This is a genomic window from Nocardiopsis sp. NPDC057823, assembly GCF_042797335.1.
In the GTDB taxonomy this organism is placed as follows: Bacteria; Actinomycetota; Actinomycetes; order Streptosporangiales; family Streptosporangiaceae; genus Nocardiopsis; species Nocardiopsis changdeensis.
In genome coordinates, this window is the sequence record NZ_JBHVLR010000009.1 from 209,888 (window position 1) to 235,072 (window position 25,185).

A 25,185-nucleotide genomic window follows, 5' to 3' on the forward strand; every position below is an offset into this window, starting at 1 on the left:
TCGGCGACCGGATCCGGCATCCGGCTCCGGTGGGCGGGACCTGTTCCCGCCCACCGGCCGGTCTCCGGTCCCCGGCTCGTCTCAGCCCTGTCGCAGTGCTGCGGCCAGCCGGGGTGAGAGGTCGCGGACGGACCGGTGCCCGCGGTGCCGGTTCAGCGCCCATACGAGGCGGCGCAGGTCCGCGACCACGGTCGCGGTCATCGTCGTACCCGGAGTGTCCAGGAGTTCCCCGGTGATCCGGCAGGCGTGGTCGATCTCGCCGGCCAGGGCATGGGCCAGTGCCCTGCGCACCCCGAAACGGAGGCGGGATCGGACGGCATCCGGGGGCAGCAGCGCTGTCTCGCGGTCCAGGATCTCGGCGGCCTCCCGGGGCAGAGCCAGGTCCACCAGGCACCAGCCCCAGGTCACCCCGACCGGGTCGGGCACGTGCGACGACCCCAGGATCTCGGGGTCGGGGGAGGACACCGGGGGCAGGAGGTCTCGCGCCCGCTTCAGGGCCCGCTCGCATGCCGTCCGGTCGCCCAGAAGCGCGTGCCCCTGGGCCTCCCGTTTGGCGGCCAGGGCACGCACCCGGGGTGAGGCCGCGGGATCGTCGGCCGCGGCCGCCAACTCCACGGTCCGTTCCCCGTCCTGTGCGTACAGGGAGACGAGCGCCCGGCGAACCAGCGCGTACCGGTCCAAGTCGGGGCTCCCCGACTCGCGGGCCATGGCCGCGGCGGTATCGGTCCACCAGAGGGCCGCCTGGTCGTTCCCGGCCTCCTGGGCCATCCATCCGGTGTACTCGGCGAACCGGGCGGCCAGACGGATCGCAGGGGCCCGGTGCCGGGAGGGGGCGTCCCGGGCCAGTCGGCGCAGGGCGTTGGTGTGGGCGATGACGAGGGGGACCATCATCGCCGGCGGTGTGTGCTGACCCAGGCCCCGCAGGTGGGCGAGCTGGGTGCGGAAGCCGGCCAGGGAGGATTCGGAGAACCCTGCCCTGCCGACCGGGGGCGGGATGGCGATCCCCGCCAGGACGCCCCCTCCCAGAGACAGGGCGGATCTCCGGTCGAGCCCGGTGAAGTGTGTTCCGCCGTCGTCGTTCATGGCCATGATCCATACCTCCGGACCGGTCCTCTCCGGCTCCGTCGGGATGTCGTCCTCGGCCCGGCGGGTCTGCGGGGGGCCGAGGCGGGCCAGGGCGCCTCCGGCGTCCAGCGCGTGGTCGCACGCCAGGGCGATGTCCCGGGAGGGGGCCTGGCGGCCGTTCTCCAACCGGCTCAGATAGCCCTTGCTGTAGTGGACCTTCCCCGCCAGTTCGTTGAGGGACAGACCGGCCTGTGTACGGAGTCTGCGGAGTTCTTCGCCGAACATTCTCGCCGCCTTTCGCCCGGGGGGACCCGTGTCGCCCGTCCCCGCCGGGGAAAGAGGACGGGAAACGGGGCGTTCACGGACATGCCCTGACGCGACGGGCGGGGAAACGGGACCATGGTCGGTCGGGATCAGGCGAGGGCCTCGTCGAGGCGTTCGCCGAGGTGGTCGGTGAGCAGCGAGACGTAGGTGTTGGTGATGTGCCCCGAGTCGCGGTAGACCATCACGTTGCCGATCACGGCCGGGCACTCGCCGCCCGCGCAGAACAGGTCGCTCATGTCCACGAGGGCGGTCTCGCCGGGCAGGGAGTCGACGGCCCGCTCCTGGGGGTCGTCGCGCTTGAACGCCTCCGAGAGGGGGATGGTGCACTCCCCGGGGTCCTCGGGGTTGCGGGCCACGCACTCCACCACGTCGCGGCGCTGGCGCGGGGTGTCGCGCAGCGCCACGATCGGCCCCGACACCTCGCCGAGCTCGCCCCACAGCCGGGTCATGCCCTCGGCCAGCATCGGCACCCGGTCCTCCTCGCCGCCCTGCGCCGGGACCGCCGAGGTGGAGGAACTGGTCACCACCAGGTCGGGCCGCAGCTCGGCCAGCTCCTCGACCACGGCCCGGTTCCACTCCTGGCACGACTCGTACGGGCCGCCCTCGGGGCCCTTGGTCATGGTGTCGGTGAACGCGCACGACGACTTGGTGTACAGCACCAGCCGCCAGCCGCGCTCCTCGCCCAGGCCCATCAGCGCGGGCACCCACTGGGCGCTGTGCGAGTCCCCGACCACCGCCACCGTCCGGTCGGCGTCCTCGGGGCCGTACACGCACGGGTCCTCGGGCGCCGTCGCCGTCTGGGACGCCTGGCAGTCGTCGTCGTACAGCACCGGGGCGTCGTCCTCGGCCCGCACCGGCGGCGGGTAGACCGGGTCGCCGGTGGGCGCCTGCCCCAGGGCCTGCGGCCCCACGTGCACGTTGGGGTCGAACTCCACCGACTCGACGCGGTCCACCCGCACGTACAGGGTCGCGCCGACCGCGGCCACCACCAGCACCCCCGAGACCGCGGCGGCCAGGGCGCCCCGGCCGCCGCGGACCAGGCGGTGGTCCCGCACCGGGTCCTCCACCCACACCTTGGTCGCCCAGGCCAGCAGCAGCGAGGCCGCGCCCACGGCCGCGGCCAGGGCCCAGCCGAGCTCGTCGCGGCCGGTCACCGCCAGGGTCAGCACGATCAGCGGCCAGTGCCACAGGTACAGCGAGTACGACACGTCGCCCACCCAGCGCGCCGGGGCGGTGCTCAGCGGCGCCGACGCCGACAGGGGGCCCTGCACGTGCTCGGCGGCGATCACCGCCGCCGCCCCCAGCACCGGCAGCAGCGCGGCCCACCCCGGGAACGGGGTCGCCTCGTCGTAGAACACGGCCGCCGCGACGATGGCGGCCAGCCCCGCCCAGCCCAGCGGCAGGCGCACCCGCTCCGACAGGCGGCCGTGGGCCAGGCCGACGGCCAGCAGGCCGCCCACCGCCAGCTCCCAGGCGCGGGTCGTGGGCAGGAAGTACGCCGACGGCTCCCCGCCCGTCGTGGCCACCGACCACAGCAGCGACGCCGCCAGCAGCGAACCCAGCAGCGCCACCAGCGTCCCGGTGCCCGCGCCCCGGCGGCGCAGCGCCGCCCACAGGATGAACAGCAGCGGCCACACCAGGTAGAACTGCTCCTCCACCGACAGCGACCAGAAGTGCTGCACCGGGGAGGGCGCCACCTCCGACGCCAGGTAGTCCACCGACTGCCGCGCCAGGTAGAGGTTCTCCACGTACGCGGCCGAGGCGACCAGCTGCCACATCGTGTCGGTCAGCCGGGTCACCGGCAGCAGGAAGTACGACGCGGCCCCCGTCGCCACCAGCACCACCGTCGCCGCCGGCAGCAGCCGCCGGACGCGGCGGGCGTAGAACCGGGCCACGGAGACCCGGCCCTGCCCGGACGCCTCGCGGTAGAGCAGCGATGTGATGAGGAAGCCGGAGATCACGAAGAACACGTCGACGCCGACGTAGCCGCCCGGCAGCAGCGACGGATCCAGGTGGTAGACGAGGACGAGCAGGACGGCGACGGCGCGCAGTCCCTGCACCTCCGGACGGAAACGGCGTTCCGTGGCGGTGGAAGCGGGAGCGGAGGACATCGCGGGACTCCCCGGGAGCGGGAACAGGGTCGGTGCGGGGGAACGGTCGTTGGGGGAAGGTGTGTCCGCATTCTGTTATGTCATGCGAGGGGCCGGATCACAGAAGGCCGACACGCGCCCTCTTGTTCCCCCGATGTCGGTCGCGGCGACATCCTCCCGTGGCCGGATGTTCGCCACACCCGCGCCGGAACCCCGGAGGGCGGCGCACGCGCTCCGGATCTCGGGCAGACTGGTCCGATACGGAGAACGTCCCCGGTCGGCGGCGCGCACGGCCCGGGGCCCGCGTTCCGTGACCCTACCCCCGGGCCCGCGTCCCTTCCCAGCGGCCGTGTGCGAGAGGAGGCCCACCGTAGCCCCCGTCATCCGCGTCCGTCCCGTCGTGCTCGCGATCGCCGCGGTGCTCGTCCCGGCGGCGCTCTACCCCCTGACCGGCCTGTGGGGCCTGCTGTGGATCCCCGTGTCCCTGGCGGTCGCGGTCGCCCTCGAACCGCGCGCCCTCCGTTCTCTCCGCGCCCTCCTCCCGGCCCGGGGCGCGCGGCCCGGCCGCCGCTCCGGCGAGGGGCCCGGGGCCGGACCCGAGGCCGACCCCGACGGGGACGGCGGCCGGACCCGGTCCGCCGCGGCGCCGCCCGCCCGCCCCCGGGACGGCCGGCGGATCCGCCCGGTCGCCCTGCCCAGCGCCGCCGACGACTACGACCTGCACTTCTCCGCGGTGGTCCACTGGCGCTGGTCCAACACCGTCGACCTGCGGCTGCGCAACCCCATGGGCCCGGCGGTGCTGGCGGTCGTCACCCGCGCCGCCGAGCTGGTGCGCGAGACCGACCCCGCCGACGAGGGCATGGCCGAGTGCGAGCTGGCCGCCCGGCTGGCGGTGGAGCACGCGGTCCTGGGCAGCGGGATCGTGGTGTGGGCCGACGAGGTGGAGCTGCGGCTGTCGGAGGGCGACGCCGGCCGGCTGCGCCGGATGGCCGACCTGCGCAAGGACCGTGTGGTGCGCGAGGCCGCCCGGGTCGCCGAGGACGACCTGGCGCCCCTGCCCGCGGTCCGTCCCGCCCGCGCCGCCGACGCGCCCCTGCCCCCGCCCGCGGACCTGGAGGACGACGGCGACGAGGACCTGGACGCCCCGGGCGCCGGACCGGGCAGCGACGTGGACGGCGAGGGGTACGAGAGCTACTGGTGGCCGGCCGAGGAGGACGGCGACCACGGCGGTGCCGAGCGGGACGTCCAGGTGGCCATCCTGCGCGGGATGATCGACTCCCTCGCCCCGGGGCCCGAGCGCGACGCTTTCGTCCGCGACCAGGTGGCGGTCCTGGAGCGGAGCGGGTTCGACGAGGTGGCCCGCCGCATCCGGGCCGGGCACCCGGAGTCCCTGGAGGCCGACGGCCCCTGAGGCCGCCCGCGTTCGCAGCCCGCCCCGCGACTCACGTCCCGCGGTCTCGTCCCCCCGACCGCGGCCCCCGGCTCCCGACCCCGGACGCGGAGGGGCCCCGGCGCGTAGGACGGTCCGCGCCGGGGCCCGGCTCTCCGCTCCGGTTCCTCAGTGGATGATCCGCTGGAAGAACACGTACGCGGCCGCGACGGTGCCCAGGCCCACGAGGGCGGCGTTCGCGACGTTGCCGTGGGCGAGCCAGGTCAGGGACCCGGCCACGGCCCCGGACAGGACGCCCAGCGTCGCGATGACGGCGACGCGGAGGCTGATCCGGTCCTCGGAGTCGGGCCGCTCGGGTGGCGGGACGGGCGGCGATTCGGTCATGGTCGCCCCTTTCGGACTGCTCGTGCTGGACAGGGGTGCGCTCCGTGTTCGGTTCGGGACTGATAACGGTCCTCGATCCCGACGGGAGCCGTGGGGCCGGTGGGGCTGGGGCGGTCTCTGGAGGCACGGCAATGCACGGGGGTGTCCTCGACGGTCGGCCGACGCGCTCGTGCGGAACGGTCCTCACCCTTGTCAGACGGTCCGTGACCGGGGAACCTGTGAGAACCCGGACCCTCACCGGTCCGGCGGGGCCGCTTCGCTGCGGGTCACCGCGACACCCTTCGCTGGGCAGGCAGAGGTTCGCGGGGTCCGCCGGGGCGGCCCTCCTGTGTCTGCGGGCCGCGGTCGGGCGGCCCACTGCCCACCTCCTTTCCGATTTTCGCTTCCGGTGATGTTTGCTGACAAATTGATACCCCGCAGACTGAGTGCAATCACTCCATGTGATGCCGATATGCCGGGAAGTGTTATTCGAGGTCGCGGATGGCGGGGTGGCATGGGTGAATGTCGTCCGGTAATGTCTCTGGAGAAGGCGACTTGCGCAGAATCAGACATCAGTCACTTTTGTTGTTCGGTTAACAATGTCGACGGGATGGGGACCCCGTTCCGGTGAGGGTGTCGGTCTTTTCTCGGGAGTGGGTTCCACCGGGTGGCGGAGGAGGCGGCGCGCGCCGCGGGCGCGGACCAGGGGCCGGTCGTGCAGCGGGCCCTGCTGGTCGGCGAGCTCGTGCGCCTGCGCCGGGAGAGCGGGCGCACGCAGCGGCAGGTGGCCGAGCGGCTGGACTGGTCGCAGGCCAAGGTCATCCGGATCGAGGGCGGTAAGCAGTCCATCAGCCGCACCGACCTGGAGGCGATGCTCCGGCTGTACGGGCTCGGCGAGGGGGAGCGGGTCCGTCGGCTCGTGGCGCTCAACCGGTGCGCCGGCCGGGAGGGCTGGTGGAGCCGGTACCGCGCCGCCGGGGTGCCCGCCGACCACCTGCGCATGGTCGGCTTCGAGGCGGGCGCCGCACTGATCCGGCAGGCGCACAACGCGTTCGTCCCCGACCTCCTGCGGACCCCCGCCTACGCCCGGGCCGTCGCCCCGCTGCTGTACCCGGGAGGCGACGACGCCGGCCCCGGGGCGGACCCCGCGGCCGGCGGCGGGAACGGCGCGGACGGCGCCGCCGCGCTCGCCGACCTGTGCCGCGAACGCCGGGAGCGGCTGGACGAGGGAGGCCGGGCGCCCCGCCGGGTCCACGTGCTGGACGAAGCGGTGATCCGCCGCCGGGTCGGCGCCGGCACCGACCCCGGCCTGATGCCCGCGCAGCTGCGCCGCCTGGCCGCGGAGGCCGCCCTGGACGGGGTCGACGTCCGGGTCGTCCCCTTCGGGAGGGGCGTGCACCCGGGGATGCGCGGCCCGATGACCCTGATGTCGTTCGACGGGCCCCTCGACGACGTCCTCTACCTGGAGGGCGCGGGCGGGGCCGGCCTCGTGGAGGGGGGAGCGCCGGTGGCGGAGTACGCCTCGGCCTTCGACGACCTCGTCGCCGGGCACGCCCTGGGGCCGGCGGAGTCGCTGGCCCTCATCGAGGAGGCCGCGGCCGGGATGGGCGGCTGAGCGCGGCGCGCTCCCCGGGCGGTGCCGCGGGGCCCGTGTCCGCCCTTGCGGCGGTGCCCCCGTGCGCCCTCCCGGGCGGTCCGCGAACCTCCCCTCCGGACCGGGGCCCCGCCGGGAGTGGCATCCTGGGAGCCCGGACGTCGAGTTGAGGGGAACGGCATGAGCGTCGATCTGCCCGAGGGCCGCGGGAACCCGGTCCTGGGCTCGCTCGCCGCGCGTCCGAGCCTGCGCTCGCGGGTGGTCGACGTGCTGCGCGAGGCGATGGTGGCCGGAGAGCTGGAGCCGGGCCGGATCTACTCCGCGCCCGCGCTGGCCGAGCGGCTCGGGGTGTCGGCGACGCCGGTGCGCGAGGCGATGATGGAGCTCACCCAGGAGGGCCTGGTGGAGACCCTGCGCCACCGCGGGTACCGGGTGGTGGAACTGGGCGACGTCGACCTGGACGAGATCCTCCAGCTGCGCTCCCTCCTCGAAGTGCCGACGGTCGGCCGGGTCGCCGAGATCGCCGCCCCCGAGCAGGTCGCCGCGCTGCGGCCGGTCGCCGACCGGCTGGACGAGACCGCCCGGACCGGGGAGCTGCGGGAGTTCATCGCCGCCGACATGACCTTCCACCTGGAGCTGCTGTCCATCGCCGGGAACCGGCGGCTGGTGGAGGAGGTGCGGCGGCTGCGCGGCCTGTCCCGGCTGTCGGCGCTGCACCGGCTGTACGAGGAGGGCCGCCTGGAGGCCACGGCCCGGGAGCACCACCTGCTGCTGGACCTGGTCGAGGCCCGGGACCGCACGGGTGCCGAGGACCTGATGCGCCGCCACCTCGGGCACGTGCGCGGGATCTGGGCCGGGCGCGACGAGGACTGAGGGCGGCACGGCGCGGCCCGGGCGGTCGGGGCCGGGCCGTCATACGACCGTCACAGGACTGTCATCATGTCGGGAATGCCCAGGTCTTGCGTTTGTGCAACGTACAATTGTACGTTGCACAGGTTGATCGGCCCACGCGACGTCGGGCCCCGACCCGAGGAGTGACCGCGTGTCCTCACAACAGAGCGTGGTGGGCGGATCCGCCACCAACCGCCGTGTGCTCATCGGCAGCCTCAGCGGCAGCGCGATCGAGTGGTTCGACTTCTTCCTGTACGCCACCGCCGCGGCCCTGATCTTCGACAAGCAGTTCTTCCCCAGCGACGACCCCGTCATCTCGCTGCTGCTGTCGTACCTGTCGCTGTCCCTGACCTTCTTCATCCGCCCCTTCGGCGGCGTGGTCTTCTCCCACATCGGCGACCGCATCGGCCGCAAGAAGACCCTGGTCATCACCCTCTCCCTGATGGGCGCCTCGACCGTCGCCATCGGCCTGCTGCCCACCTACGCGCAGGTCGGCGTGCTGGCCCCGGTGCTCCTCATCGCCTGCCGCGTCATCCAGGGGCTGGCCATCGGGGGCGAGTGGGGCGGCGCCCTGCTGCTCGCCTACGAGTACGCCCCGAAGAACCGCCGCGGCTTCTTCGGCTCCGTGCCCCAGACCGGCGTCACCATCGGCATGCTCCTGTCCACCATCGCGTTCGCGCTGGTCAGCATGCTGCCCGCCGACGCCTTCGAGTCCTGGGGCTGGCGCCTGCCGTTCATCGCCAGCCTCATCCTGGTGTTCGTCGGCCTGTGGATCCGCAAGGGCCTGGACGAGACCCCCGCCTTCCGCGAGGCCAAGGAGACCGGCAACGTCGCCAAGCTGCCCATCAAGGACACCCTGCGCGACCACTGGCGCTCCGTCCTGGTCGCCGTCGGCGCCAAGGTCGTCGAGACCGCCCCGTTCTACATCTTCGCGACGTTCGTCGTCAGCTACGCCACCGGCACCCTGCAGATGGAGCAGGCCACGGTCCTGAACGCGGTGAGCGTCGGCGCCTTCGTCAGCACCCTGTCCATCCTGCTCATGGGCTCGCTCTCGGACCGGTTCGGCCGCCCCGGCGTCTTCCTCGTCGGCTCGCTGCTGATCGCCCTGTTCGCCGCGCCGTTCTTCATGCTGCTCGACCTGCGCGTCGACTGGGCCGTGTACGCCGCCGTCGTCATCAGCCTCGGCGTCGTGTGGCCCCCGGTCACCGCCACGCTGGGCACCCTGATGTCGGAGATCTTCTCCACCCGGGTCCGCTACACCGGTGTCACCCTCGGCTACCAGATCGGCGCCGCCCTGGCCGGCGGCACCGCGCCGCTGCTGGCCACCTGGCTGCTCTCCCGGTTCGACGGCGCCTGGTGGCCCATCGCCTCCTACCTGGTGGTGCTGGCCGTCATCTCCATCGCCGCCGTGTCCGTGTCCGGCCGCGTGGTGCGCGGCGAGACCGCGGCGATCACCGCCCGCGAGGAGCGGGAGGCCCGCGAGGGAGAGGGGGCCGCGGCATGACCGCCGGCCTGCCCTTCGTCGACGCCGCCGAGGTCGCCCGCCGCATCGGCCCCGACCGCGCCCGGGAACTGGTGGAGCGGGCCCTGCTGGACGGGTTCGACCCCGCCGGGGACCCCGCCCGCTCCAACACCGGCGCGGGCTCCGGGCACCTGCTGCTGATGCCCTCCACGCTGGGGGAGTGGGTCGGGGTGAAGGTGGCCTCCGTGGCCCCCGGCAACCCGGACCTGGGACTGCCGCGCATCCAGGCCGTCTACGTGCTGATGGACGCCCGCACCCTGACCCCGCGGGCGCTCGTCGACGGCGTCGCCCTGACCTCGCTGCGCACCCCCGCCACCTCCGCGGTGGCGGCCGACCGGCTGGCCGCCCCCGGGGCGTCCCGGCTGGTGGTGTTCGGCAACGGGCCCCAGGCGGTCGAGCACGCCGTGGCCATGGCGGGCATCCGCGACCTGGCGGACGTGCGCCTGGTGGGCCGCGACCCCGGCCGGGTCGCGGCGGCCGCCGCCGAACTGGTCGGCCGGGGGGTCCCGGCGGTGCCGGGGACCGCGGCCGACGTGGCCGACGCCGACATCGTCGTGTGCGCGACCTCCGCGGCCGAGCCCCTGTTCGACGGCGCCCTGGTGCGCGACGGGGCGTGTGTCGTCGCCATCGGCTCCCACGAGCCGGACCGGCGCGAACTCGACGGCGCCCTGATGGGCCGCTCGCTGGTGGCGGTCGAGGACCACGGGACCGCGATGCGCGAGTGCGGCGACGTGGTGATGGCCGTCGCGGAGGGCGCGCTCTCCAAGGACGCGCTGGTCGGCCTGGCCCCGCTGGTGCGGGGCGAGGTGCGGCGCGCGACCGACCGCCCGAACGTGTTCAAGGGCGCCGGGATGTCCTGGCAGGACCTCGCGGTCGCGGTGGGGGTCGCCCCCGCGCTCTGACCCCCGGTGCGCCGCCCGCCGCCGTCCGGTGTACGGTCCCGGTGCCGTCCCCGGGCGGGGCGGTCCGGGGCCGCGGCGTCCCGGAGGGGCCACATTGGAGGCGGGGAGGTCCTGTGCGCGGTGGCGGAGGAGAACGGGGAGAACGGGGTGCGGCGGCCGGGGTGCCGGAGCTGCCGCCGGACTCCCCGCCGGTGCGTTCCGGAGCGGTCCTGCTGCGCCAGCGCTGGAGCGACGTCGTCTTCCTGCACTGGCCGGTGGATCCCGCGCGGGTCGCCCCGCTGCTGCCCGCCGGCACCCGGCCCGACCTGTTCCGCGGGACCGCACACGTGGGCCTGGTCGCCTTCCGGATGCCCGTCAACTCGGTGGCGGGGGCGGTGCCCGTCGGCGGGTTCGACGAGGTGAACGTGCGCGTGTACTCGGTGGACCGACACGGCCGCCGCGGAGTGGTGTTCCTGAGCATGGACGCCGACGCCGCCCACGCGGTCGCGGCGGCGCGGGTGCTCACCGGGCTCCCGTACATGTGGTCCGACATCTCCCTGGTGCGGGGGCGGGACGGCCTGCGCGCCGGGGCGGTGCGCAGGCGCGCCCCCGGCCGGGCCCGCGGCCGCTGGGCGGTCCGGGCGGGGGGACCGCTGGAACGGCCCGATCCGCTGGAGCACTTCCTCACCGCGCGGTGGGGGCTGCACACCCGCCACCTGGGACGCACCTGGTGGCTGCGCGCCGACCACCGTCCCTGGACGCTGCACCGGGCGGAGTTCCTGCACTACGAGGGCGACCTGCTGGGCGCGGTGGGCCTGGAGCCGCTCACCGAGCGGCCGGTCTCGGCACTGTGGTCGCCGGGCACGGACACGGGGTTCACGGTGTCGCTGGTGTGACCGGCGCGGCGGGAACCACCGGCGCAGAGGGCACGACCACTGCGGGCGGTGCCGCCGGCGCCGGCCGGGGAGCGGGGCCGCGGCGGGTCAGGCGGCCCGGTCGGGCGGTGCGCTCCCCAGCGCGGGACCGGAGCCGTGCTCCAGGGCGTCCAGCATGTCCCGGATCTCCCTGACCAGGCCCTCGGGCACCGCGTGGCCGAGCCGCGCCCCCTCCTCCGCGATCAGCTCGGCCCTCCTCAGGGTCCGCCACGCCGCCAGCGGGTCGCGGCCCACGAGGGACTGGGCCAGGACCTTCATGGCCCGCAGCCGCCCCGAGCGGTGCCGCAGCCCCCGGTAGCCCTCGACCGCCACCCGCGCCGACTCCTCGGCCTCGGCCGTCCGGCGGACCCGGAGCAGCGCCTGGGCCGCCATACGGTGCGCCCGGGCGTGCCACCACCTGTCGCCCAGCTCCCGGAAGCCCTCGGCCGCCTCCAGCATCTCCTCCTTCCCCTCGTCCCGGTCCCTCTCCATCAGGACCTGCCCCCGGACCAGCCGGGTGCGCATGACGCCCCAGGTGTCGCCGAGCTCCCCGAACACCCGCTCGGCCCTCTCCAGCCGGAGGATCTGGTCGGACACCTGCCAGGAGTCCCGCAGCCGTTCGCCGCGGCGGAACCGGGAGAGCCACCGGACCGGGCCGGACCGGTCCCCGGGCCCGGCCCGGTCGAAGCCGAACCACCCCTCCAACACCGTCCGCAGGGACGCCCCGCCCTCCTGCGCGGACCCGTCCGCGGCGGGCGGCACCCCGCCGGAGAACAGCGCGGACACCCGCTTCTCCTGCTCCCGCGGCCGGCGCCCGTCCCTCGCGGCCATCCGGCGCCGCTCGCGTTCACGGCGGGGGTCGAGCCACAGCTCGCACACCCCGGCCTGGGAGTTGAGGGAGTGCGACGGCAGCTGCCCCAGGGCCCGCAGGTAGCGGGCGTGGTACCAGTCCCCGTTGGGGGAGTCGGCGATCCGGCGGCGTCCGCGCTCCAGCACGAACCAGGCGTGCAGCTCGAAGCCGCGCAGCCGCAGCACCTCTCCCTGCTGGAGCCGGACCCGGGTCCACTGCTCCGGGTCCTCCGGGCGCCCCCGCAGCTCCCGCTCCGCGAGGGCGAGCCGCCCGTGCGCCTCCTCCAGGTGCCCCTGGAAGCGGTACAGCTCCGCCAGGTTGCACAGCGACCGCACCAGCCACCAGGTGTCCCGGTGCTCGGTGAAGACCCGGATGGCCGCGTCGATCGCCGCCCGGCCGTCGTCCGGGTCGCCGCGCCGGTACAGGTTCACGCCGACGGCGCGGTGGGCCCGGCCCCGCCAGCGCGGGTCCACCCCCGGACCGTCCAGGGAGTCCAGGATCATCGAGGCCGTCAGGGCGAGCTCGTACCCGGTGTGGTGGTCGCCGTGCCCGCCGGTCACCTCGGCGCGGTCGATCAGGGCGATCGCGCAGGCCAGGGGGTCGCCCGTCTCCAGAGCCAGGGCGACCGCCCCGGCGGTGGAGTCCCGCATCGAATCCCAGTGGATCCGGCCGGTGCGGCAGAGCAGGGAGAAGGCGCGGTGCAGCCGCCATCCGTACGCCGCGATCCCGCGGCGGTCGGCGACGTCCGAGGAGAACCGCCCCTGTCCGGTCCACCAGAAGCAGAGCTCGAAGCCGCGCTGTTCGCTCTCCAGCCAGGCCACCGGTTCGGGGGAGGCCGGGGGCGGGGGCGGATCCGGGATCCAGGACAGGGGCGGGTGCGCCGGCGCGGGCGCGGGCGCCTCCCGGCCGGGCGGCGGGCCGAACGACCACTCGTGCGGGGAGGCCCGCCGCGCGGCCTCCTCGGCCCTCTCCGTGTAGGCGTGCAGCAGCCGCAGCACCGCCTCCTCCAGTTCGCGGCGCCGGGCGCGGGACCAGGCCGCCCGGTCCGCGTCCGCCACCCCGAACAGCCGGGGTCCCTGCCGCACGAGGAAGTCGCGCATGTACTCGTGCAGCCGGAAGTGCTCGTGTCCGGCCGCCGAGTACAGGTACGTCACCAGGTACCGGCGCCGCAGCTCGTCCAGCACGCCGACCGCCCTGCCCGGCCCCACGTCCAGCAGCGCCGCGGCCACCCACGGCGTGAACGTCGCGGCCCCGGTGCCGGCCAGCAGCCACAGCAGCCGCCGCTGCTCCTCGGTGCACTCGCGCAGGCCGAACGCCAGCGACCGGACGATCGACTCCGGCCCCGCCACGGTCAGGGTCTGCTCCGGGTCGTTCATCCGGCGGAGCAGGGCGGCGGCGCCGGGCCCCGTGGCCTCGGTGGCCTGCGCCCCCACCAGGCACAGGGCGAACGGGAACCCGTGGCACCTGGCCGCCAGCTCCGGCAGCGCCGCGCGGTCCTCGTCCGACAGCGGCCGGGACCGCGCGGACACCAGCCGTTCGAGCAGCAGCAGCCCCTCCTCGTCGGAGAGCTTCCCCATCGGGTGCTCCCGGATGTCCACGGGAGGGGACGACGGGAAGGCACGGCGGCTCGTGATGAGCACCGCGCACCCCGGTCCGGTGGGCAGAAGCGGTTCCACCTGCGCGAAGTCCTTGGCGTTGTCGAGGACCAGGAGCACACGGCGATGCCCGCAGGCGTCCTTCCACAGTCCCGACAGCCTCTCCGAGGAGGCCCCGTCGGGCACCCGCTCCCCGACCTTGCGGAGCATCTCGGCGAGGATCTCCGCCGGTCGGCGGACCACCGGACCGCTGCCGGGGCCGCCGCCCGGATCCGGGTGCTCGGTCGCGGGGCCGTAGAGCTCGAACTCCAGGGTCCCGTCGGGGAAGCGGCCGCTCACCCGGGAGACGACCTGGGACACGAACTGGCTCTTGCCGGTGCCGCCCTCCCCGGTGATCGCGATGATCAGCGGCCCGCCCCGGCGCCGGCGCAGGCGGCCGCGGCGCCGGGGGAAGCGGGAGAACGCGTCCAGGACCTTCTTCATGAGGTCGGCGTGCCCGGTGAAGTGGTCGACGGGCGCGGGCAGGCGGGGCCGCACCGGTGGCTCCCGGGGCGGTTCGAGCGCGGCGGGCCGCCGGTCGAGGAGGGCCTGGGCGGAGGCCGCCACGCCGCTGCCGGCCATGGCGAGCGCCACCACCCACCACCCGCCGTCCGGGAGCAGGTCGGGGAACCCCTGCAGCGCGGTGCCCAGGCCCAGGGCCAGCAGGGCGCCGACGCCCAGGCCGGTCCCGATCGGCCGCCAGCGGCGAGGGCCGGGCGCGCCGACCGTGCCCGCGGGGTCCTCGCCGTCCACGTCCGCCCTCCCGAAGACACCGGATTCCTCTGTGGGCCGGGGATCGCGGGGTCCGGGCGGCCGCCGGGGAACCGATCCTGCTGCGCTCGGCGGGCCGGTGTCCAGAGCGGGAAAGGGCGCGCGGGCGGTGTTCACCGACCCGTCCCCGCGCGGTAACCGTGCGGTCGCGCCGGGCGGCCGGGAGCGGGCACGGGGGCGGGACGGCCACGGGGCGCAGGGGCGCAGGGGCGCAGGGGCGCACCGGAGGTTCCCGGGGGCGGACGCGGGCCGGGGCCGGGTGGGCGTGGGCCGGAGCGCCGTTCCTCCGCCTCCTCACCGAGGTGCGCGCTGCGGAGGGGCGGATGCGGCCCGGGGCACCGTCCCCGCGTATCCGCACCGGGGTGCGTGCCGGGGACGGGCGGGCGTGGTCCGGGCCCGGCGGGTCAGGCGGCGGCCGCCGGGTCCTCCTCGATCGCGGGCGGGACGCCCCCCGGCCGGGACGGGTGCCCCACCGGGTGCGGGTCCTGGGCCGGGCGGTAGGCGGCCGGCACCGGGGCGTAGTCCTCCAGCGGGACGCCGGGTTCGGGCACCGCGGGCCGGCGCGGCGCGTCCTCCAGCGGCGGGCGGGGGCGCGGCGGCGCGGGCGGCACCTCCATGAGCCGCAGGCGCCGGAGTTCGAGCTCCACCCGGGCGATCCGCTCGGCCAGGACCCGGGCCGGGGGAAGGCCGCGGGTCGCCTCCAGCGCGCGGTCGCGCTCCCGGACGCGGAACGCCACCGCCCCGGACGCCTCGGCGAGGCGCTCCACGGCGGTCTCGCACTCGCGCAGGGCGGTGACCAGCGTCGAACGCAGTTCCCGGGCCCGGGCCGTCGTCCGGTCGATCCGGGCGGCCCGGCGCGCCGCGAACGGACCGGAGGGCGCGCGCACCGAGCGCAGCCCCCTCTCCACCCGTTCCAGCGCCCGGCGGGCCCGCCGGGCCTCCGCCTCCCGCAGGGCCACCTCCGCCGAGGCCCGTTCCTGCCGGGACCGGACCCGGTCGACGGCGACCTGTTTCCTGGCCAGGCGGTCGCGGGCGGCGGCCTGGCCCCGGGCGGTGGCCAGCAGCGAGTCCAGTTCCTCGATGCGGGAGCGCACCCCCTCGTGCAGGCGCTCGGCGAGCGTCTCGGGCGGGACCAGCGCCCCGAAGCGCCGGTGCAGGGCGGCCGCCTCGATCCGCTCGGCCGACTGCTCGGCGGGCCCCCCGGGGGAGGGGACGGCGGCGTCGCGCAGCAGCAGGTCACCGGGCTGCGGGCCCAGGTCCGCGGTGGTCGTGACGTGCACCCTCCCGCCCAGCGCGGGGACGGCCTCGGCCGGGTGCCAGGGCCCCGTGGAGCCCGGGGACCGGACGAGGAAACCGGCGGAGTCGGGGGAGACCCGCCAGTGGTGGCAGGTGAACACGTACTCGTGGGGGCCCTCGCCGCCGCGGATGCGCCGTCCGTCCTGGAGCCGCAACTCCTCCCCGTTCGTCGCGCGGGCGGCGAGAGCCCTCCGGATCTCGCGGTCGAGGAAGGCGAGGGACTCGGCGGACACGGCGGATGTGGGGAGGGCGCTCGCGGAAGTCACATGACCCTTTCAGAGGGAGAGAGTCTCGTTCATACGGGGGACCCGACGGTAAGGAGTATGCCCGAGGGCTACGACATTCTGTAAGGGTACGGGTACGCAAAGTTCGAATCCGCCGGTCAGGGGCCCTGTCCGGAACCGGTCGCCCGTTCCCGGTAATCCGGAGCCCCGTGCGCGGCGGGTGTATCGCCGCAGGTCAGGGTCGTGTGTGGGTGGTGGGGCCGGGGGGTGCCCGGGTAGCGGGGGAGCCTTGGGCGCACTCGGAAGATTCTCGATTTCCTCGTTCGCCGATCCCCGAAGCGGGCCACCCGGTTCCGTCATGTGCGGGAACCTCCCGGATATGAGGTTCCTTCATGTTCGTTCCGTCCCGGACGCCCTCGACGCGGGGTTCCGCGCTTGGTAGAGTCCCTTTTGTTAAGGGGCTTCACTAATGGCGTGCGCCAGGAGGGCGGAACTCGTGAGCGGTAGCGGTCCCCTCGCCCGCAACGGCGGGCGCCCCGCCACCATCGACGTCGCCGACATCGCCGCGGCCGGCCGCGAGCTGGGCATGCGGGACCTGAGCCTGAGCGCCGTCGCCGCCCGGCTGGGCGTGACGCCCGCGGCGCTGTACCGGCACGTCGACGGCCGCTGGGGCCTGGAGCAGCTGGTCGGCGAGAGCCTGCTCGCCGACCTCGAGCTGGACGACGACCCGCAGGAGGGCGTCGAGGCGCACCTGGTCGGGTTCTCCGCGCAGCTGCGCCGCTTCACCCTCGAACACCCCGGGCTGGCCGACTACCTCCAGAGCGTCTTCCCGCGCGGGGACTCCGGGGCCGCCCTGATGATGTCCGAGGTGGCGGCGCTGGAACGGCGCGGCTACGACACCTCTGCCGCGCTGGTCCTGACCAACGCCGCCGCGGCCCTGACCATCGGTCTGGCCGCGGCCGAGGACCACCGTTCCGCCGAGGACCACCCCGAGGGCCGGAGGCGCCGGGAGGAGGCCGCGGAGCGGATCGTCGCCGAACACCCCGCCCTGGGCGCCGCCTACACGCGGATGCCCTACGTCACCGGCGAGGTCTTCACCCACCTCCTGCTCACCGCGGCCATCGGCGGCCTGGTCGCCGTCGCCCCCGTGGGCCGCCCGGTCGACGAGATCATCGCCGAGCTGGGCCGCCGCGGCGGCCTGGTGCCCTCCCCCGGCCGGGACACCGGTCCGGGGGCCGTGGCGGCGGAGACGCGGTGACGGCGCCACCCGGGGACAGAGCCCCCCGTCCCGCCCGGGAGTGGACGGCCGGGCGGGGCGGGGTCCTCGGCGTGACACGGGACCGGGCCCTGCGGGCCTCGCCGCGGGCGGGGAGCGCCCGCGCGGACGGCGACGGCGCCCGCCCCGCCCACGCCGACCGCGGCCGTCAGCCGGTCGGCATCCGGGGCCGGAGGTAGTCCGCGACCGCGGTGCCGCCCCGCACCGCGGCGAAGATGCGGGAGGTGTCGTCCGGGTTCCGCGCGTCGAACAGGACCCGCACGGGGGCGCCGGCCACGGGCGCCGCGTTCCGGGGGAACACCTCCGACCGCTCCACCCACCGGCGCCGCCCCCGGTCGTCGGTGAAGGCGAAGGTCCAGCGCACCGGGACGCGTTCGGCGTTCGAGGAGGCCGGGCCGCGGACCGCGGTGACCTCGCCCGCCACGGGCTCCCGTTCCGCCAGCATCCGGACCAGGGTCCTGCTGCGGCCGCGCTCGCGCATCCGCGCCCGGACGCCGACCGCGGCCGACGACAGGAGCAGCAGCGTCACGGTCCCCGGGAGCCACCACCGCATGGTGTACCAGACCCAGGCTCCGACGCCCCACTCCTCGTGCCGGCCGAACACCGGGTCGTAGGCGGTGCCCACCACATCGGCCGGCGCCCACGCCGCCGTGGTCGCCCACCACAGGGCCGCGGCCGCGCCCAGCAGCCACAGCGGTGCGGGGCCGGCGCCGACGAAACCGGCCGTCGACCCCGAGTAACGGTGGTTCCAGCGCGTGTACAGGGCGAACGCGACGAGGGAGCCGACGACGGCGAAGGGGGTGGTCCACACGGCCATGGTCGACTCGGTGTCGGAGAAGACGCTGTTGACCATCATCACGCGGAACCGGTCGCAGAACGCCGCGGCGGCGTACCCGGCCACCGCTCCGGAGGCGGTGAGGAACGCGCCGGCGGCCACCGTGCCCGCCAGGGAGCCCGCGCTCCCGGCCTGGCGGCGCCGGCGGTCCTCGCGCGCGGCCGAGGGGTCGATGGTGCTCACCGGTGCCTCCGCAGTGGGCGGACGCGGTGCGCCGCGCCCGCGAGAAAGTGGGACCGAAACATCCTATGTATGCCTTTGGTCCGGCCTGAACTGGGGTTTCGTTTCCCGCCGAGGGCTGGGGGTAGAGGGCGCCCATGGCCCACGGGGCCGAACGGAACACACGGGATGCCGTTCGGGCGAGGGCGGCCGCGGGAACGCGCCGGGCCGTCCGGGAGGTGCGGGAGCGATGAACCGGAGTACGCAGGGGAGCGGGAAGAGCGGCGGTCGGAGCACCGGGAAGGGGACGGCCTCCGCACGCGACACGGCGGAGGACGCCGACCGCACGGAGGACGCCGTGACCGCCCGCGACCCCGAGGACACCGACGTGCTCCTCGACGTCCCGGTGGTGAAGGTCGACGAGATCGACCTCGAGGTGGAGAACCTCGTGGCCTCGGTGTCCCTCCACGCGGAGGTGCTGGACCTGCTCAAACTCAAGGTCGGCGCGGACGTCGGGCTCGGCCGCGTCCACCTCACCATCAAGGGCGTCGAGGCCCAGGCCCTGCTCAAGGTCCGGCTCGACAACGTCCGCGACATCATCACGCGCGTGCTGGAGACCATCGACGCCAACCCGCAGATCCTGGAACAGGTGACGCGGGGCGTGGGGTCCTCGCTCGAACAGGTGGCGGGCGGCGCGGGCGAGGCCGTGGGAGCCGTGGGCAGGGGCGCCGGGAGCGCGGTCGAGGACGTCGGGCAGGGCGCCGGCAACGCGGTGGAGGACGTCGGCCGAGGGGCCGGCGGCGCCGTCCGGGACGTGGGCGGCGGGGCCGGGAAGGCCGTGGAAGGCGTGGGCGACGACGCGGGGGACACCCTGAAGGAGGCGGGCCGGGCCGCCGGGAACGCGGTCGGCGGCGACGGCAAGGACAGCAAGGACGACAAGGACGGCGGGGAGGGCGGCCGCAAGGGCGGCAGGGGCGGCTCCCGCGGGAAGTCCTCCGGCTCCGGGGGCCGGAAGTGAACGGCACGGGCGGAGACGCCGTACCCGACCCCGACGTGGAGATCACCGCCGGCGTCCGCGCCGACGAGCTGACCTTCCACGAGGTGCCCGAGGTCGTGTCGCGCACCCGCACCGAACCGGACGGCGAGGGCACCGCGGGCAGCGACCGCTCGGGCGTCCCGTACGGCGTCCGCACCGGCACGGTCTACCGCGACGTCCGCGTGGACTACCGCCTCGCCGCCCGCCTCACCGACCCCGCCGAAACGCCGGAGGGGTAGCCCCGCCGCGCCGCGGTGCGGCGGTGCGGTGACTAGGGGGTGACCTCGGCGGCGCGTTTGAGGTCCTGGGCCTGCTGGTCCAGGTGGTTCCGGGTGGCCTTGCGGAAGAACACGCCGACGATCGACACCATCAGCCCGCGCATCTCCAGGTCCAGGGTCAGGCGGGAGCGGTCCGCGCCGAGGGCGTCGACGCGGTGGCGGGCGACGGTCGTGACGCCGCCGGCCCGCTGCGTCAGCTCGAAGGAGACGGGGGCGTTCCAGGAGGTGACGTCCCACAGGCCCTCGGGCAGCCGGTGCTCCCGGAGGCGCACGGTGCCGCCCCTGGCCAGCGGGGGCGGTGACACGATCTCGGCCACCTCCACCAGCCGCACGACGCGCGGCCACGCCTCGATGTCGCTCAGTACGTCCCAGACGCGCTGCCGGGGCGCCTGGATCTCGACGGACTTCTCGAACCGCATGTCGGAGCCTCCTCGCCGGGGACCCGCATCCTCCGGACCCGGTGTACACCGACCCTACGCCGGTCCGGGTGACGGCACCGGGATCTCCGGCCCGAGGCGGGGCGGGTCCCGGGCCCGCCGTCGGTTACCGGGTGAGCGGCTCCACGCCCGGGTAGTCGGCGAGCGGCGCGCGACCGGCGACCTCGTATTCGAGGATCACGAGCCCCGAGGGTGTGGTCCGCTGTCCGATCAGCCGGAGGCCGAGGTCCGCGTCCCCGGTGATGAGACGCCGCCCCTGGCCGATGACCACCGGGGCGACGGCGAGGCGGAGCGTGTCGACGAGTCCGGCGTCGAGGAGGGAGGCGGCCAGGCGGGCACTGCCGTGCACCTGTACCTCGCGGCCGGGGCCGGCTTTCAGCGCGCCGACCGTCTCGGTGATGTCGCCGCGCAGGACGGTGGTCGGATTCCACCCCGCCTCGCCGAGGGTGTTGCTGACGACGTACTTGGGCAGGGCGTTCATCCGCCCGGTGAACGGGTCGGGTTCGGCGATCTCGGGCCAGTCGCGGGCGAACGCCTCGTAGGTGCGGCGGCCGAGCAGCAGCCCGTCGGCGAGGTCGAGCCAGTCCGAGGCCTGTCGGACGAAGGCCTCGTCCAGGTAGGGAACGAACCAGCCGCCGCGGACGAACCCGCCGCTGGGGTCCTCATCGGCCGACCCCGGCCCCTGGGAAACGCCGTCGAGGGTGACGAACTGGGTGATGGCGATCCTCATTCCGCCGCCTCCTTCTCCGTGAGTGCCGCGAGTCCGTCCGTGACCGACCCCCAGCCGTCGAAGAAGCCGAGTTCCTCGTGGCGGTCGCGGTCGGCCGGGTCGCCGTGCCGCACGACCACTCTGTAGTCGGTGCCCTCGGGATGGTCGGTGAACGTGATCTCGGCGGTCATCGCCACGGGCGCGGGCGCGGCGGGACGCCAGGCACCGGTGATCGCATTGGTGAAGACGAGCCGCTCCTGCGGTTCGACGACGAGGAAGACCGAGTCCGTGTGCGGTAGGAAGGCCCGGCCGTCATCGCTCATGCTGGTCACGAACGCGCCGCCGGGACGGACGTCGAGGCGGTCGACGCGGGCGACGGCGGGCGCGGGCACCCACCACCGCTCCAGCCGTGCCGGTTCGGTCCACGCGCGCCAGAGGTCGGCGCGCGGGGCGCGGATCAGCCGGTCGAGTTCGAGGTCGAGCCGGGCGTCGATCGGGGGCATCGGTCCTCCTGGTGGTCGGTGACGAACTGTTCGAGGCGGTCGGTGCGCCGCTCCCACAGGGCCCGCTGTTCGGTGAGCCAGTCCTCCACGAGTGACAGGCGGTCGCGGTCGAGTGTGCACGTGCGCACCCTGCCGGATTTGTGTGTGCGGATCAGCCCGCTGTTCTCCAGCATGCGCACGTGCTTCGTGAACGACGGCAGCGTCATCGGGAACGGCTCCGCCAGTTCCCCCACGCTCGCAGGACCTCGGCCCAGGCGCCGGATCACGGCACGCCTGGTCGGATCGGAGAGTGCCGCGAAGACCTCGTCCAGAGCACCATACTTAGCCATGTGGCTAAGTATTGCAAGACGGAGGACCCGGCTCAAGAGGAGACCTTTCGTGGAGGCCGGCCTTCGGTTCCGTTCCGGAGGCCGACTCGGGGAGGATGGTGGGCGGTGCTCCGGGGCCTTCCCGGCATGGAGGCCCGCGCGCCGGTGCACCCCGGGAACGCGAAAGCCCCTGGCCTTTGCGCTTTCGCGCCGGTCAGGGGCTTTCGCTCGTGGGGTGAGTGACGGGACTTGAACCCGCGACTTCTTGGACCACAACCAAGTGCTCTGCCAGCTGAGCTACACCCACCATGTGCGCCGGGCCTCGCGGCCCTGCGTACGTATGAGATCTTAGCGGATTCCCGGGAGTGCTTCGATCAGTTTTCCGGAGCGTCCTCGCGCGGCTCCACGCGGCCGGTGCCGCCGGCGACCACGTCGGCGGCGATGGCGCGGGCCGTGGCGGAGTTCGGGCCCGGCTCGGGGACGAACGCGGCGGCGCGATAGTAACGCAGCTCACGGATGCTCTCGGTGATGTCGGCGAGGGCGCGGTGGCCGCCGTTCTTGTCCGGGCTCGCGTAGTAGACGCGCGGGTACCAGCGGCGCAGCAGCTCCTTGATGGAGGAGACGTCGACCATGCGGTAGTGGAGGTGCTCGTCGATCCGCTTCATGTCGCGGGCGAGGAAGGTGCGGTCGGTGGCGATGGAGTTGCCGCACAGCGGGGCCTTGCCCGGCTCGGGGACGTAGCGGCGGATGTGCTCCAGGACGGCGTCCTCGGCCTCCTGGAGGGTCACGCCCTTGTCGAGCTCGGCGAGCAGCCCGGAGGTGGTGTGCATGTCGCGCACGAAGTCGCCCATGGCGTCCAGCGCGGCCTGCGGGGGTTTGATCACGACGTCGATGCCCTCGTCGAGGATGTTGAGCTCCCCGTCGGTGATCAGACAGGCCACCTCGATCAGCGCGTCGTTCTCGAAGTCGAGGCCCGTCATCTCGCAGTCGATCCACACCAAACTGTCGTTCATACGGCCAGCTTAGGGCTTCGGGGGCGGGGGCCCGGACACGCCGCGGGGCGGCCTCCGGCGGAGGCCGCCCCGCGGCGGGACGCGGTCAGTCCCAGATGAAGGGGTCGGAGACGCCCGGGGGCTCACCGACGCCGATGAGGTACAGCCAGTCCCAGATGCCCCAGAACTGGACGACGACCAGGCCCAGGACCACCAGCAGGATCAGCAGGAAGGTGAAGCAGCCGCATCCGCAGCCGCCCTTCTTCTTGGGCGGCTGGGGCTGGGGCGGCGGGGCCGGGTAGGGCTGGTGGCCCGGGGCGCCCGGGTGCGGGCCCCAGGGGGGCTGGGGGCCGCCGTGGGGCGCGGGCGGACCGCCCGGGACCCCGGCGCGCGGACCCGCGGGCGGGTAGCCGGGGGGCGGGCCGGGCCGGTTCATCGGGGGCGGGCCCTGCGGCGGGCGCCCCGGGGGGCGGTTCATCTGCTGGGGCGGCGGGAACGGCGGCGGGTAGCCGCCCGGCGGCGGCTGCGGCGGGCGGTGGTACGCCTGCTGGGGTCCCGACTGGCGCGGGTGGCCCGGCTGGGGGCCCGAGGGCGGGTAGCCCGGGCGGCCGCCGGTCGGCGGGTACCCCGGCTGGGGGCCCGAAGGCGGTGCGGCGTGCGGCGGGGGAGCCTGGCGGGAGGCGTCCGGGCGGCCCGGGGTCCACGGGGTGCCCTCGGCCGGAGCCGGCGGGGAGGCCGGGGGAGCGGGGTGCCCGGGGGTTCCCGGAACGGGCGCCCCGGGGGCCGGGGTTCCCGGGAGCGGGACGCCCGGGGTCCCCGCGGCGGGGGCGGCCGGCGCGGCCCCCGGAGGGCGGTTGCGCTCCTCCTCCGCGCGGCGCTCGGCCTCCTCGGCCTGGCGCTCGGCCTCCTCCTCGGCGCGCTTGCGGTCCTCCTCCGCGCGCTTGGCGGCCTCCTCGGCCTGGCGCTTGGCCTCTTCCTCACGGCGCTTGGCGGCCTCCTCCTCGGCCACGCGGCGTTGCTCGCGGCGCTCCTCGGAGAGGTCGCTCCAGCCCTCCTTGAGGCTGCCCAGCAGCTTGTTGAAGCGGCCGCCCTTCTTGCCGCCCTCGTCCTCGTCGCCCTCGGGGGCGCCGCCGGAGAACATCGGGTCGTTGGGGTCGAACACGGCGGTGCCGCCGGGCTCGCCGCCGCCACCGGGGGTGAACACCCTGGTGCCGGAGGTCCCGCCGGCGTCGGACGGGTCGAAGACGCGGGTGCCCGGGGCTTCGCCGATCTCCCCGGGCTCGAAGACCCGGGTCCCGCCCGGGGAGCCGGTGCCGGGGGCCGCGCCGGAACCGGTGAGGTCGGCGGTGGGCAGGTCGTCGCTCAGGTCGGCGGTGGGGGGCTCCTCACCGCGGCCGGGCAGGTCGCCGGGGGACACGCGGATGGTGGCGCCGTCGTTGACGCCCCCCTGGGGGCGGGGGGAGGCGGTGCCGGGGGTGACGCGCATGGTCGCGCCGTCGCTGAGGTCCGCGGTGGGCTCCTCGTCGGAGGTGGAGGGCCGGCCGGGGTTGATGCGGACGGTGCCGGGCTCGTCGTCCACGGGGGCGCTCGGCGGGGGGCCGACGGGGGTGGAGGGGCCCAGGCGCACGGTTCCGGGCTCGTCGTCGACCGGGGGGTGCGCCGCGTCCCGTCCCCAGGAGGGGTCGATGCGCATGGTGCCGAGATCGTCGTCGACGGCCCCGGGGGAGGGGCCCAGGCGCACGGTTCCGGGCTCGTCGTCGGACGGGGGGCCGCCGGGCCCGCCGAGGTAGGCGGTGGCGGCCTCTTCGTCGTCGTCGGCCCCGCCACCTTGGAGTTCATCCAGGGAGCGGGTGTGCCGCGTCCACTCGTCGCCGTTCCACCATCTGAGCGTTCGCGCGTCGCCCTGCGGGTCCGCGTACCAACCCGGCTCGATAGATCCACCCATGGGGGTCAGACTAAGGGGTTTCGGAACTCTGCTCGACCAGTGGATCCCGATTCCCGGGTCCGCCGGGGCATCCCGCCGCAGGCCATCGCCCCGGGTGTTCAGTCGGTGACCGGGTGTTCCGGCTCCGGTCGCGGGGAGGGGACCCGGTCGTCCCCGGCGAGGAGCCGGGCGGTGTCCAGGCGGCCCGGCCCCGGGTCGGCCGAGCCCGGTACCTGGTCGTGGCCGAAGTGGCCGCCCCGGGCCCAGGCCCGTTCCCGCTCCGGTGGCGGGGCGGCCCCGGCGCCGGGCGTTCCCGCGGGCCAGGTCCGCGGAACACCCCAGGAGCCGAGCCAGGCCAGCAGCGCGGCCCGGCCGCGCATCGGGCCGCGGGTGAAGGGCGCGGACCGGTGGGCGACCACGGCGACGACCAGGCACACCCGCCCCTCGTCGCCGTGGTCCACGCGCAGCCCGTAGTGGTGGGTGGAGCCGGGGGAGGGGGAGGCCCGCCGGGTCGCGGGCAGGATCTGGACGGTGTCGCCCGTCAGCGGGTTCCACACCAGGTGCACGGTCCGCCCCGCGGACACCAGCAGCCCGGCCTCCGCCCGTGCCGACCGCACGGCCGGATCCGTCCCGGTCACGGTCCACACGGCGCGCGGGGCGCCGGTCCCGGGCGGGGAGTGCGCCCGGCCGCCGTCGATCCGCTCGGCCTCGGGCATCCACGCCTCGGGCATCGCACTCCCCCAGGGGTCCGTCGTTCCCGGCCCTCTCTGTGTACGCCGGACGGTCGGAGAAGTCCATGGAGTCCCCGGACCCGTGGAAGCCCGGAGGGGGGGGGGGGGGCCGCGGCCGCCCCCCCCCCCCGCCCGGGGCCCGGGGGCCCCCCCCCCGAGCCCCGCCGCAGGGGGTGTTAAACAAAAAC

Annotated in this window: 22 protein-coding genes and 1 tRNA gene; 9 read left to right on the forward strand and 14 right to left on the reverse strand. The window is 75.4% G+C overall.

Annotated elements, in window-relative coordinates; genetic code table 11:
- Positions 1-81: 81 nt before the first annotated feature.
- Both ACFVNO_RS17240 and ACFVNO_RS17245 read right to left on the reverse strand, forming a co-directional pair.
- Entirely contained in the window at positions 82-1,350 is a 1,269-nt protein-coding gene (locus ACFVNO_RS17240) for a helix-turn-helix domain-containing protein (RefSeq protein WP_378893657.1), read from the reverse strand.
- A gap of 128 nt (positions 1,351-1,478) precedes the next feature.
- A complete protein-coding gene (locus ACFVNO_RS17245) occupies positions 1,479-3,500 on the reverse strand; it encodes an acyltransferase family protein (protein ID WP_378893660.1) in 2,022 nt (673 codons plus the stop codon).
- A 379-nt stretch (positions 3,501-3,879) separates the two neighbouring features.
- Between ACFVNO_RS17245 and ACFVNO_RS17250 the strand changes: the two genes are divergently transcribed.
- Positions 3,880-4,890, forward strand: a complete 1,011-nt coding sequence (locus tag ACFVNO_RS17250; RefSeq protein ID WP_378893663.1) for a hypothetical protein — start codon at positions 3,880-3,882, stop codon at positions 4,888-4,890.
- A 147-nt stretch (positions 4,891-5,037) separates the two neighbouring features.
- On the opposite strand, the gene ACFVNO_RS17255 is transcribed toward ACFVNO_RS17250, so the two are convergent.
- On the reverse strand, positions 5,038-5,253 hold the full coding sequence (locus ACFVNO_RS17255; protein WP_220562777.1) for a hypothetical protein: 216 nt from the start codon (positions 5,251-5,253) through the stop codon (positions 5,038-5,040).
- Between the two features lie 646 nt (positions 5,254-5,899).
- Between ACFVNO_RS17255 and ACFVNO_RS17260 the strand changes: the two genes are divergently transcribed.
- From ACFVNO_RS17260 to ACFVNO_RS17280, 5 genes are all read left to right on the forward strand, one after another.
- Positions 5,900-6,847, forward strand: coding sequence for a helix-turn-helix domain-containing protein (locus ACFVNO_RS17260; RefSeq protein WP_378893666.1), 948 nt, complete (start codon positions 5,900-5,902; stop codon positions 6,845-6,847).
- 159 nt (positions 6,848-7,006) lie between these two features.
- Positions 7,007-7,699: a GntR family transcriptional regulator gene (locus tag ACFVNO_RS17265; RefSeq protein ID WP_378893669.1), complete on the forward strand. Its 693-nt coding sequence runs from the start codon at positions 7,007-7,009 to the stop codon at positions 7,697-7,699.
- Positions 7,700-7,868: 169 nt separating this feature from the next.
- Entirely contained in the window at positions 7,869-9,221 is a 1,353-nt protein-coding gene (locus ACFVNO_RS17270) for an MFS transporter (RefSeq protein WP_355265423.1), read from the forward strand.
- Entirely contained in the window at positions 9,218-10,141 is a 924-nt protein-coding gene (locus ACFVNO_RS17275) for an ornithine cyclodeaminase family protein (RefSeq protein WP_378893672.1), read from the forward strand. Before ACFVNO_RS17270 ends, ACFVNO_RS17275 begins: the two co-directional genes overlap by 4 nt.
- A 161-nt stretch (positions 10,142-10,302) precedes the next feature.
- Positions 10,303-11,016, forward strand: coding sequence for a DUF2071 domain-containing protein (locus ACFVNO_RS17280; RefSeq protein ID WP_355265417.1), 714 nt, complete (start codon positions 10,303-10,305; stop codon positions 11,014-11,016).
- Between the two features lie 87 nt (positions 11,017-11,103).
- On the opposite strand, the gene ACFVNO_RS17285 is transcribed toward ACFVNO_RS17280, so the two are convergent.
- Together ACFVNO_RS17285 and ACFVNO_RS17290 are read right to left on the reverse strand one after the other, a co-directional pair.
- Entirely contained in the window at positions 11,104-14,271 is a 3,168-nt protein-coding gene (locus ACFVNO_RS17285) for an NB-ARC domain-containing protein (protein ID WP_378893675.1), read from the reverse strand.
- A gap of 422 nt (positions 14,272-14,693) precedes the next feature.
- Positions 14,694-15,818, reverse strand: coding sequence for a hypothetical protein (locus tag ACFVNO_RS17290; protein WP_355265411.1), 1,125 nt, complete (start codon positions 15,816-15,818; stop codon positions 14,694-14,696).
- A 487-nt stretch (positions 15,819-16,305) separates the two neighbouring features.
- Here ACFVNO_RS17290 and ACFVNO_RS17295 point away from each other — a divergent pair, with 487 nt between their 5' ends.
- Positions 16,306-17,067, forward strand: coding sequence for a TetR/AcrR family transcriptional regulator C-terminal domain-containing protein (locus ACFVNO_RS17295; RefSeq protein WP_355265408.1), 762 nt, complete (start codon positions 16,306-16,308; stop codon positions 17,065-17,067).
- Between the two features lie 166 nt (positions 17,068-17,233).
- On the opposite strand, the gene ACFVNO_RS17300 is transcribed toward ACFVNO_RS17295, so the two are convergent.
- Positions 17,234-18,103, reverse strand: a complete 870-nt coding sequence (locus ACFVNO_RS17300; RefSeq protein WP_378893680.1) for a DUF3592 domain-containing protein — start codon at positions 18,101-18,103, stop codon at positions 17,234-17,236.
- Between the two features lie 226 nt (positions 18,104-18,329).
- Between ACFVNO_RS17300 and ACFVNO_RS17305 the strand changes: the two genes are divergently transcribed.
- Together ACFVNO_RS17305 and ACFVNO_RS17310 are read left to right on the forward strand one after the other, a co-directional pair.
- Positions 18,330-19,097 (forward strand): thioesterase, encoded by a 768-nt coding sequence (locus tag ACFVNO_RS17305; RefSeq protein WP_378893683.1) that lies wholly within the window; start codon positions 18,330-18,332, stop codon positions 19,095-19,097.
- Positions 19,094-19,354 carry a hypothetical protein gene (locus ACFVNO_RS17310; RefSeq protein WP_378893686.1) on the forward strand — a complete coding sequence of 87 codons (261 nt, stop codon included), beginning with the start codon at positions 19,094-19,096 and terminating at the stop codon, positions 19,352-19,354. The genes ACFVNO_RS17305 and ACFVNO_RS17310 overlap by 4 nt, the downstream gene beginning before the upstream one ends.
- Before the next feature lie 32 nt (positions 19,355-19,386).
- Here the strand turns inward: ACFVNO_RS17310 and ACFVNO_RS17315 are convergent, their stop codons facing one another.
- From ACFVNO_RS17315 to ACFVNO_RS17350, 8 genes are all read right to left on the reverse strand, one after another.
- Positions 19,387-19,812 carry an SRPBCC family protein gene (locus ACFVNO_RS17315; protein WP_378893689.1) on the reverse strand — a complete coding sequence of 142 codons (426 nt, stop codon included), beginning with the start codon at positions 19,810-19,812 and terminating at the stop codon, positions 19,387-19,389.
- Between the two features lie 124 nt (positions 19,813-19,936).
- On the reverse strand, positions 19,937-20,560 hold the full coding sequence (locus ACFVNO_RS17320) for a dihydrofolate reductase family protein (protein ID WP_378893692.1): 624 nt from the start codon (positions 20,558-20,560) through the stop codon (positions 19,937-19,939).
- Positions 20,557-21,042 (reverse strand): SRPBCC domain-containing protein, encoded by a 486-nt coding sequence (locus ACFVNO_RS17325; RefSeq protein ID WP_378893695.1) that lies wholly within the window; start codon positions 21,040-21,042, stop codon positions 20,557-20,559. The genes ACFVNO_RS17320 and ACFVNO_RS17325 overlap by 4 nt, the downstream gene beginning before the upstream one ends.
- On the reverse strand, positions 20,997-21,371 hold the full coding sequence (locus ACFVNO_RS17330; RefSeq protein ID WP_378893698.1) for an ArsR/SmtB family transcription factor: 375 nt from the start codon (positions 21,369-21,371) through the stop codon (positions 20,997-20,999). Before ACFVNO_RS17330 ends, ACFVNO_RS17325 begins: the two co-directional genes overlap by 46 nt.
- A 210-nt stretch (positions 21,372-21,581) precedes the next feature.
- Positions 21,582-21,657: transfer RNA gene (locus ACFVNO_RS17335), tRNA-His, on the reverse strand.
- Between the two features lie 67 nt (positions 21,658-21,724).
- A complete protein-coding gene (gene orn / locus ACFVNO_RS17340) occupies positions 21,725-22,363 on the reverse strand; it encodes an oligoribonuclease (protein WP_220562754.1) in 639 nt (212 codons plus the stop codon).
- An 85-nt stretch (positions 22,364-22,448) separates the two neighbouring features.
- On the reverse strand, positions 22,449-24,287 hold the full coding sequence (locus ACFVNO_RS17345; protein WP_378893702.1) for a DUF2510 domain-containing protein: 1,839 nt from the start codon (positions 24,285-24,287) through the stop codon (positions 22,449-22,451).
- 98 nt (positions 24,288-24,385) lie between these two features.
- The gene (locus ACFVNO_RS17350; protein WP_378893705.1) at positions 24,386-24,997 is read right to left on the reverse strand and encodes a hypothetical protein; all 612 of its coding nucleotides are present in this window, start codon (positions 24,995-24,997) and stop codon (positions 24,386-24,388) included.
- Positions 24,998-25,185: the final 188 nt, after the last annotated feature.

What these genes read in the sequence shown, in the direction of transcription:
- ACFVNO_RS17240 (WP_378893657.1), bottom strand. Translation starts at nt 1,350, where the DNA reads ATGTTCGGCGAAGAACTCCGCAGACTCCGTACACAGGCCGGTCTGTCC.
- ACFVNO_RS17245 (WP_378893660.1), bottom strand. Translation starts at nt 3,500, where the DNA reads ATGTCCTCCGCTCCCGCTTCCACCGCCACGGAACGCCGTTTCCGTCCG.
- ACFVNO_RS17255 (WP_220562777.1), bottom strand. Translation starts at nt 5,253, where the DNA reads ATGACCGAATCGCCGCCCGTCCCGCCACCCGAGCGGCCCGACTCCGAG.
- ACFVNO_RS17265 (WP_378893669.1), top strand. Translation starts at nt 7,007, where the DNA reads ATGAGCGTCGATCTGCCCGAGGGCCGCGGGAACCCGGTCCTGGGCTCG.
- ACFVNO_RS17275 (WP_378893672.1), top strand. Translation starts at nt 9,218, where the DNA reads ATGACCGCCGGCCTGCCCTTCGTCGACGCCGCCGAGGTCGCCCGCCGC.
- ACFVNO_RS17305 (WP_378893683.1), top strand. Translation starts at nt 18,330, where the DNA reads ATGAACCGGAGTACGCAGGGGAGCGGGAAGAGCGGCGGTCGGAGCACC.
- ACFVNO_RS17315 (WP_378893689.1), bottom strand. Translation starts at nt 19,812, where the DNA reads ATGCGGTTCGAGAAGTCCGTCGAGATCCAGGCGCCCCGGCAGCGCGTC.
- ACFVNO_RS17320 (WP_378893692.1), bottom strand. Translation starts at nt 20,560, where the DNA reads ATGAGGATCGCCATCACCCAGTTCGTCACCCTCGACGGCGTTTCCCAG.
- ACFVNO_RS17325 (WP_378893695.1), bottom strand. Translation starts at nt 21,042, where the DNA reads ATGCCCCCGATCGACGCCCGGCTCGACCTCGAACTCGACCGGCTGATC.
- ACFVNO_RS17330 (WP_378893698.1), bottom strand. Translation starts at nt 21,371, where the DNA reads ATGGCTAAGTATGGTGCTCTGGACGAGGTCTTCGCGGCACTCTCCGAT.
- orn (WP_220562754.1), bottom strand. Translation starts at nt 22,363, where the DNA reads ATGAACGACAGTTTGGTGTGGATCGACTGCGAGATGACGGGCCTCGAC.
- ACFVNO_RS17345 (WP_378893702.1), bottom strand. Translation starts at nt 24,287, where the DNA reads ATGGGTGGATCTATCGAGCCGGGTTGGTACGCGGACCCGCAGGGCGAC.
- ACFVNO_RS17350 (WP_378893705.1), bottom strand. Translation starts at nt 24,997, where the DNA reads ATGCCCGAGGCGTGGATGCCCGAGGCCGAGCGGATCGACGGCGGCCGG.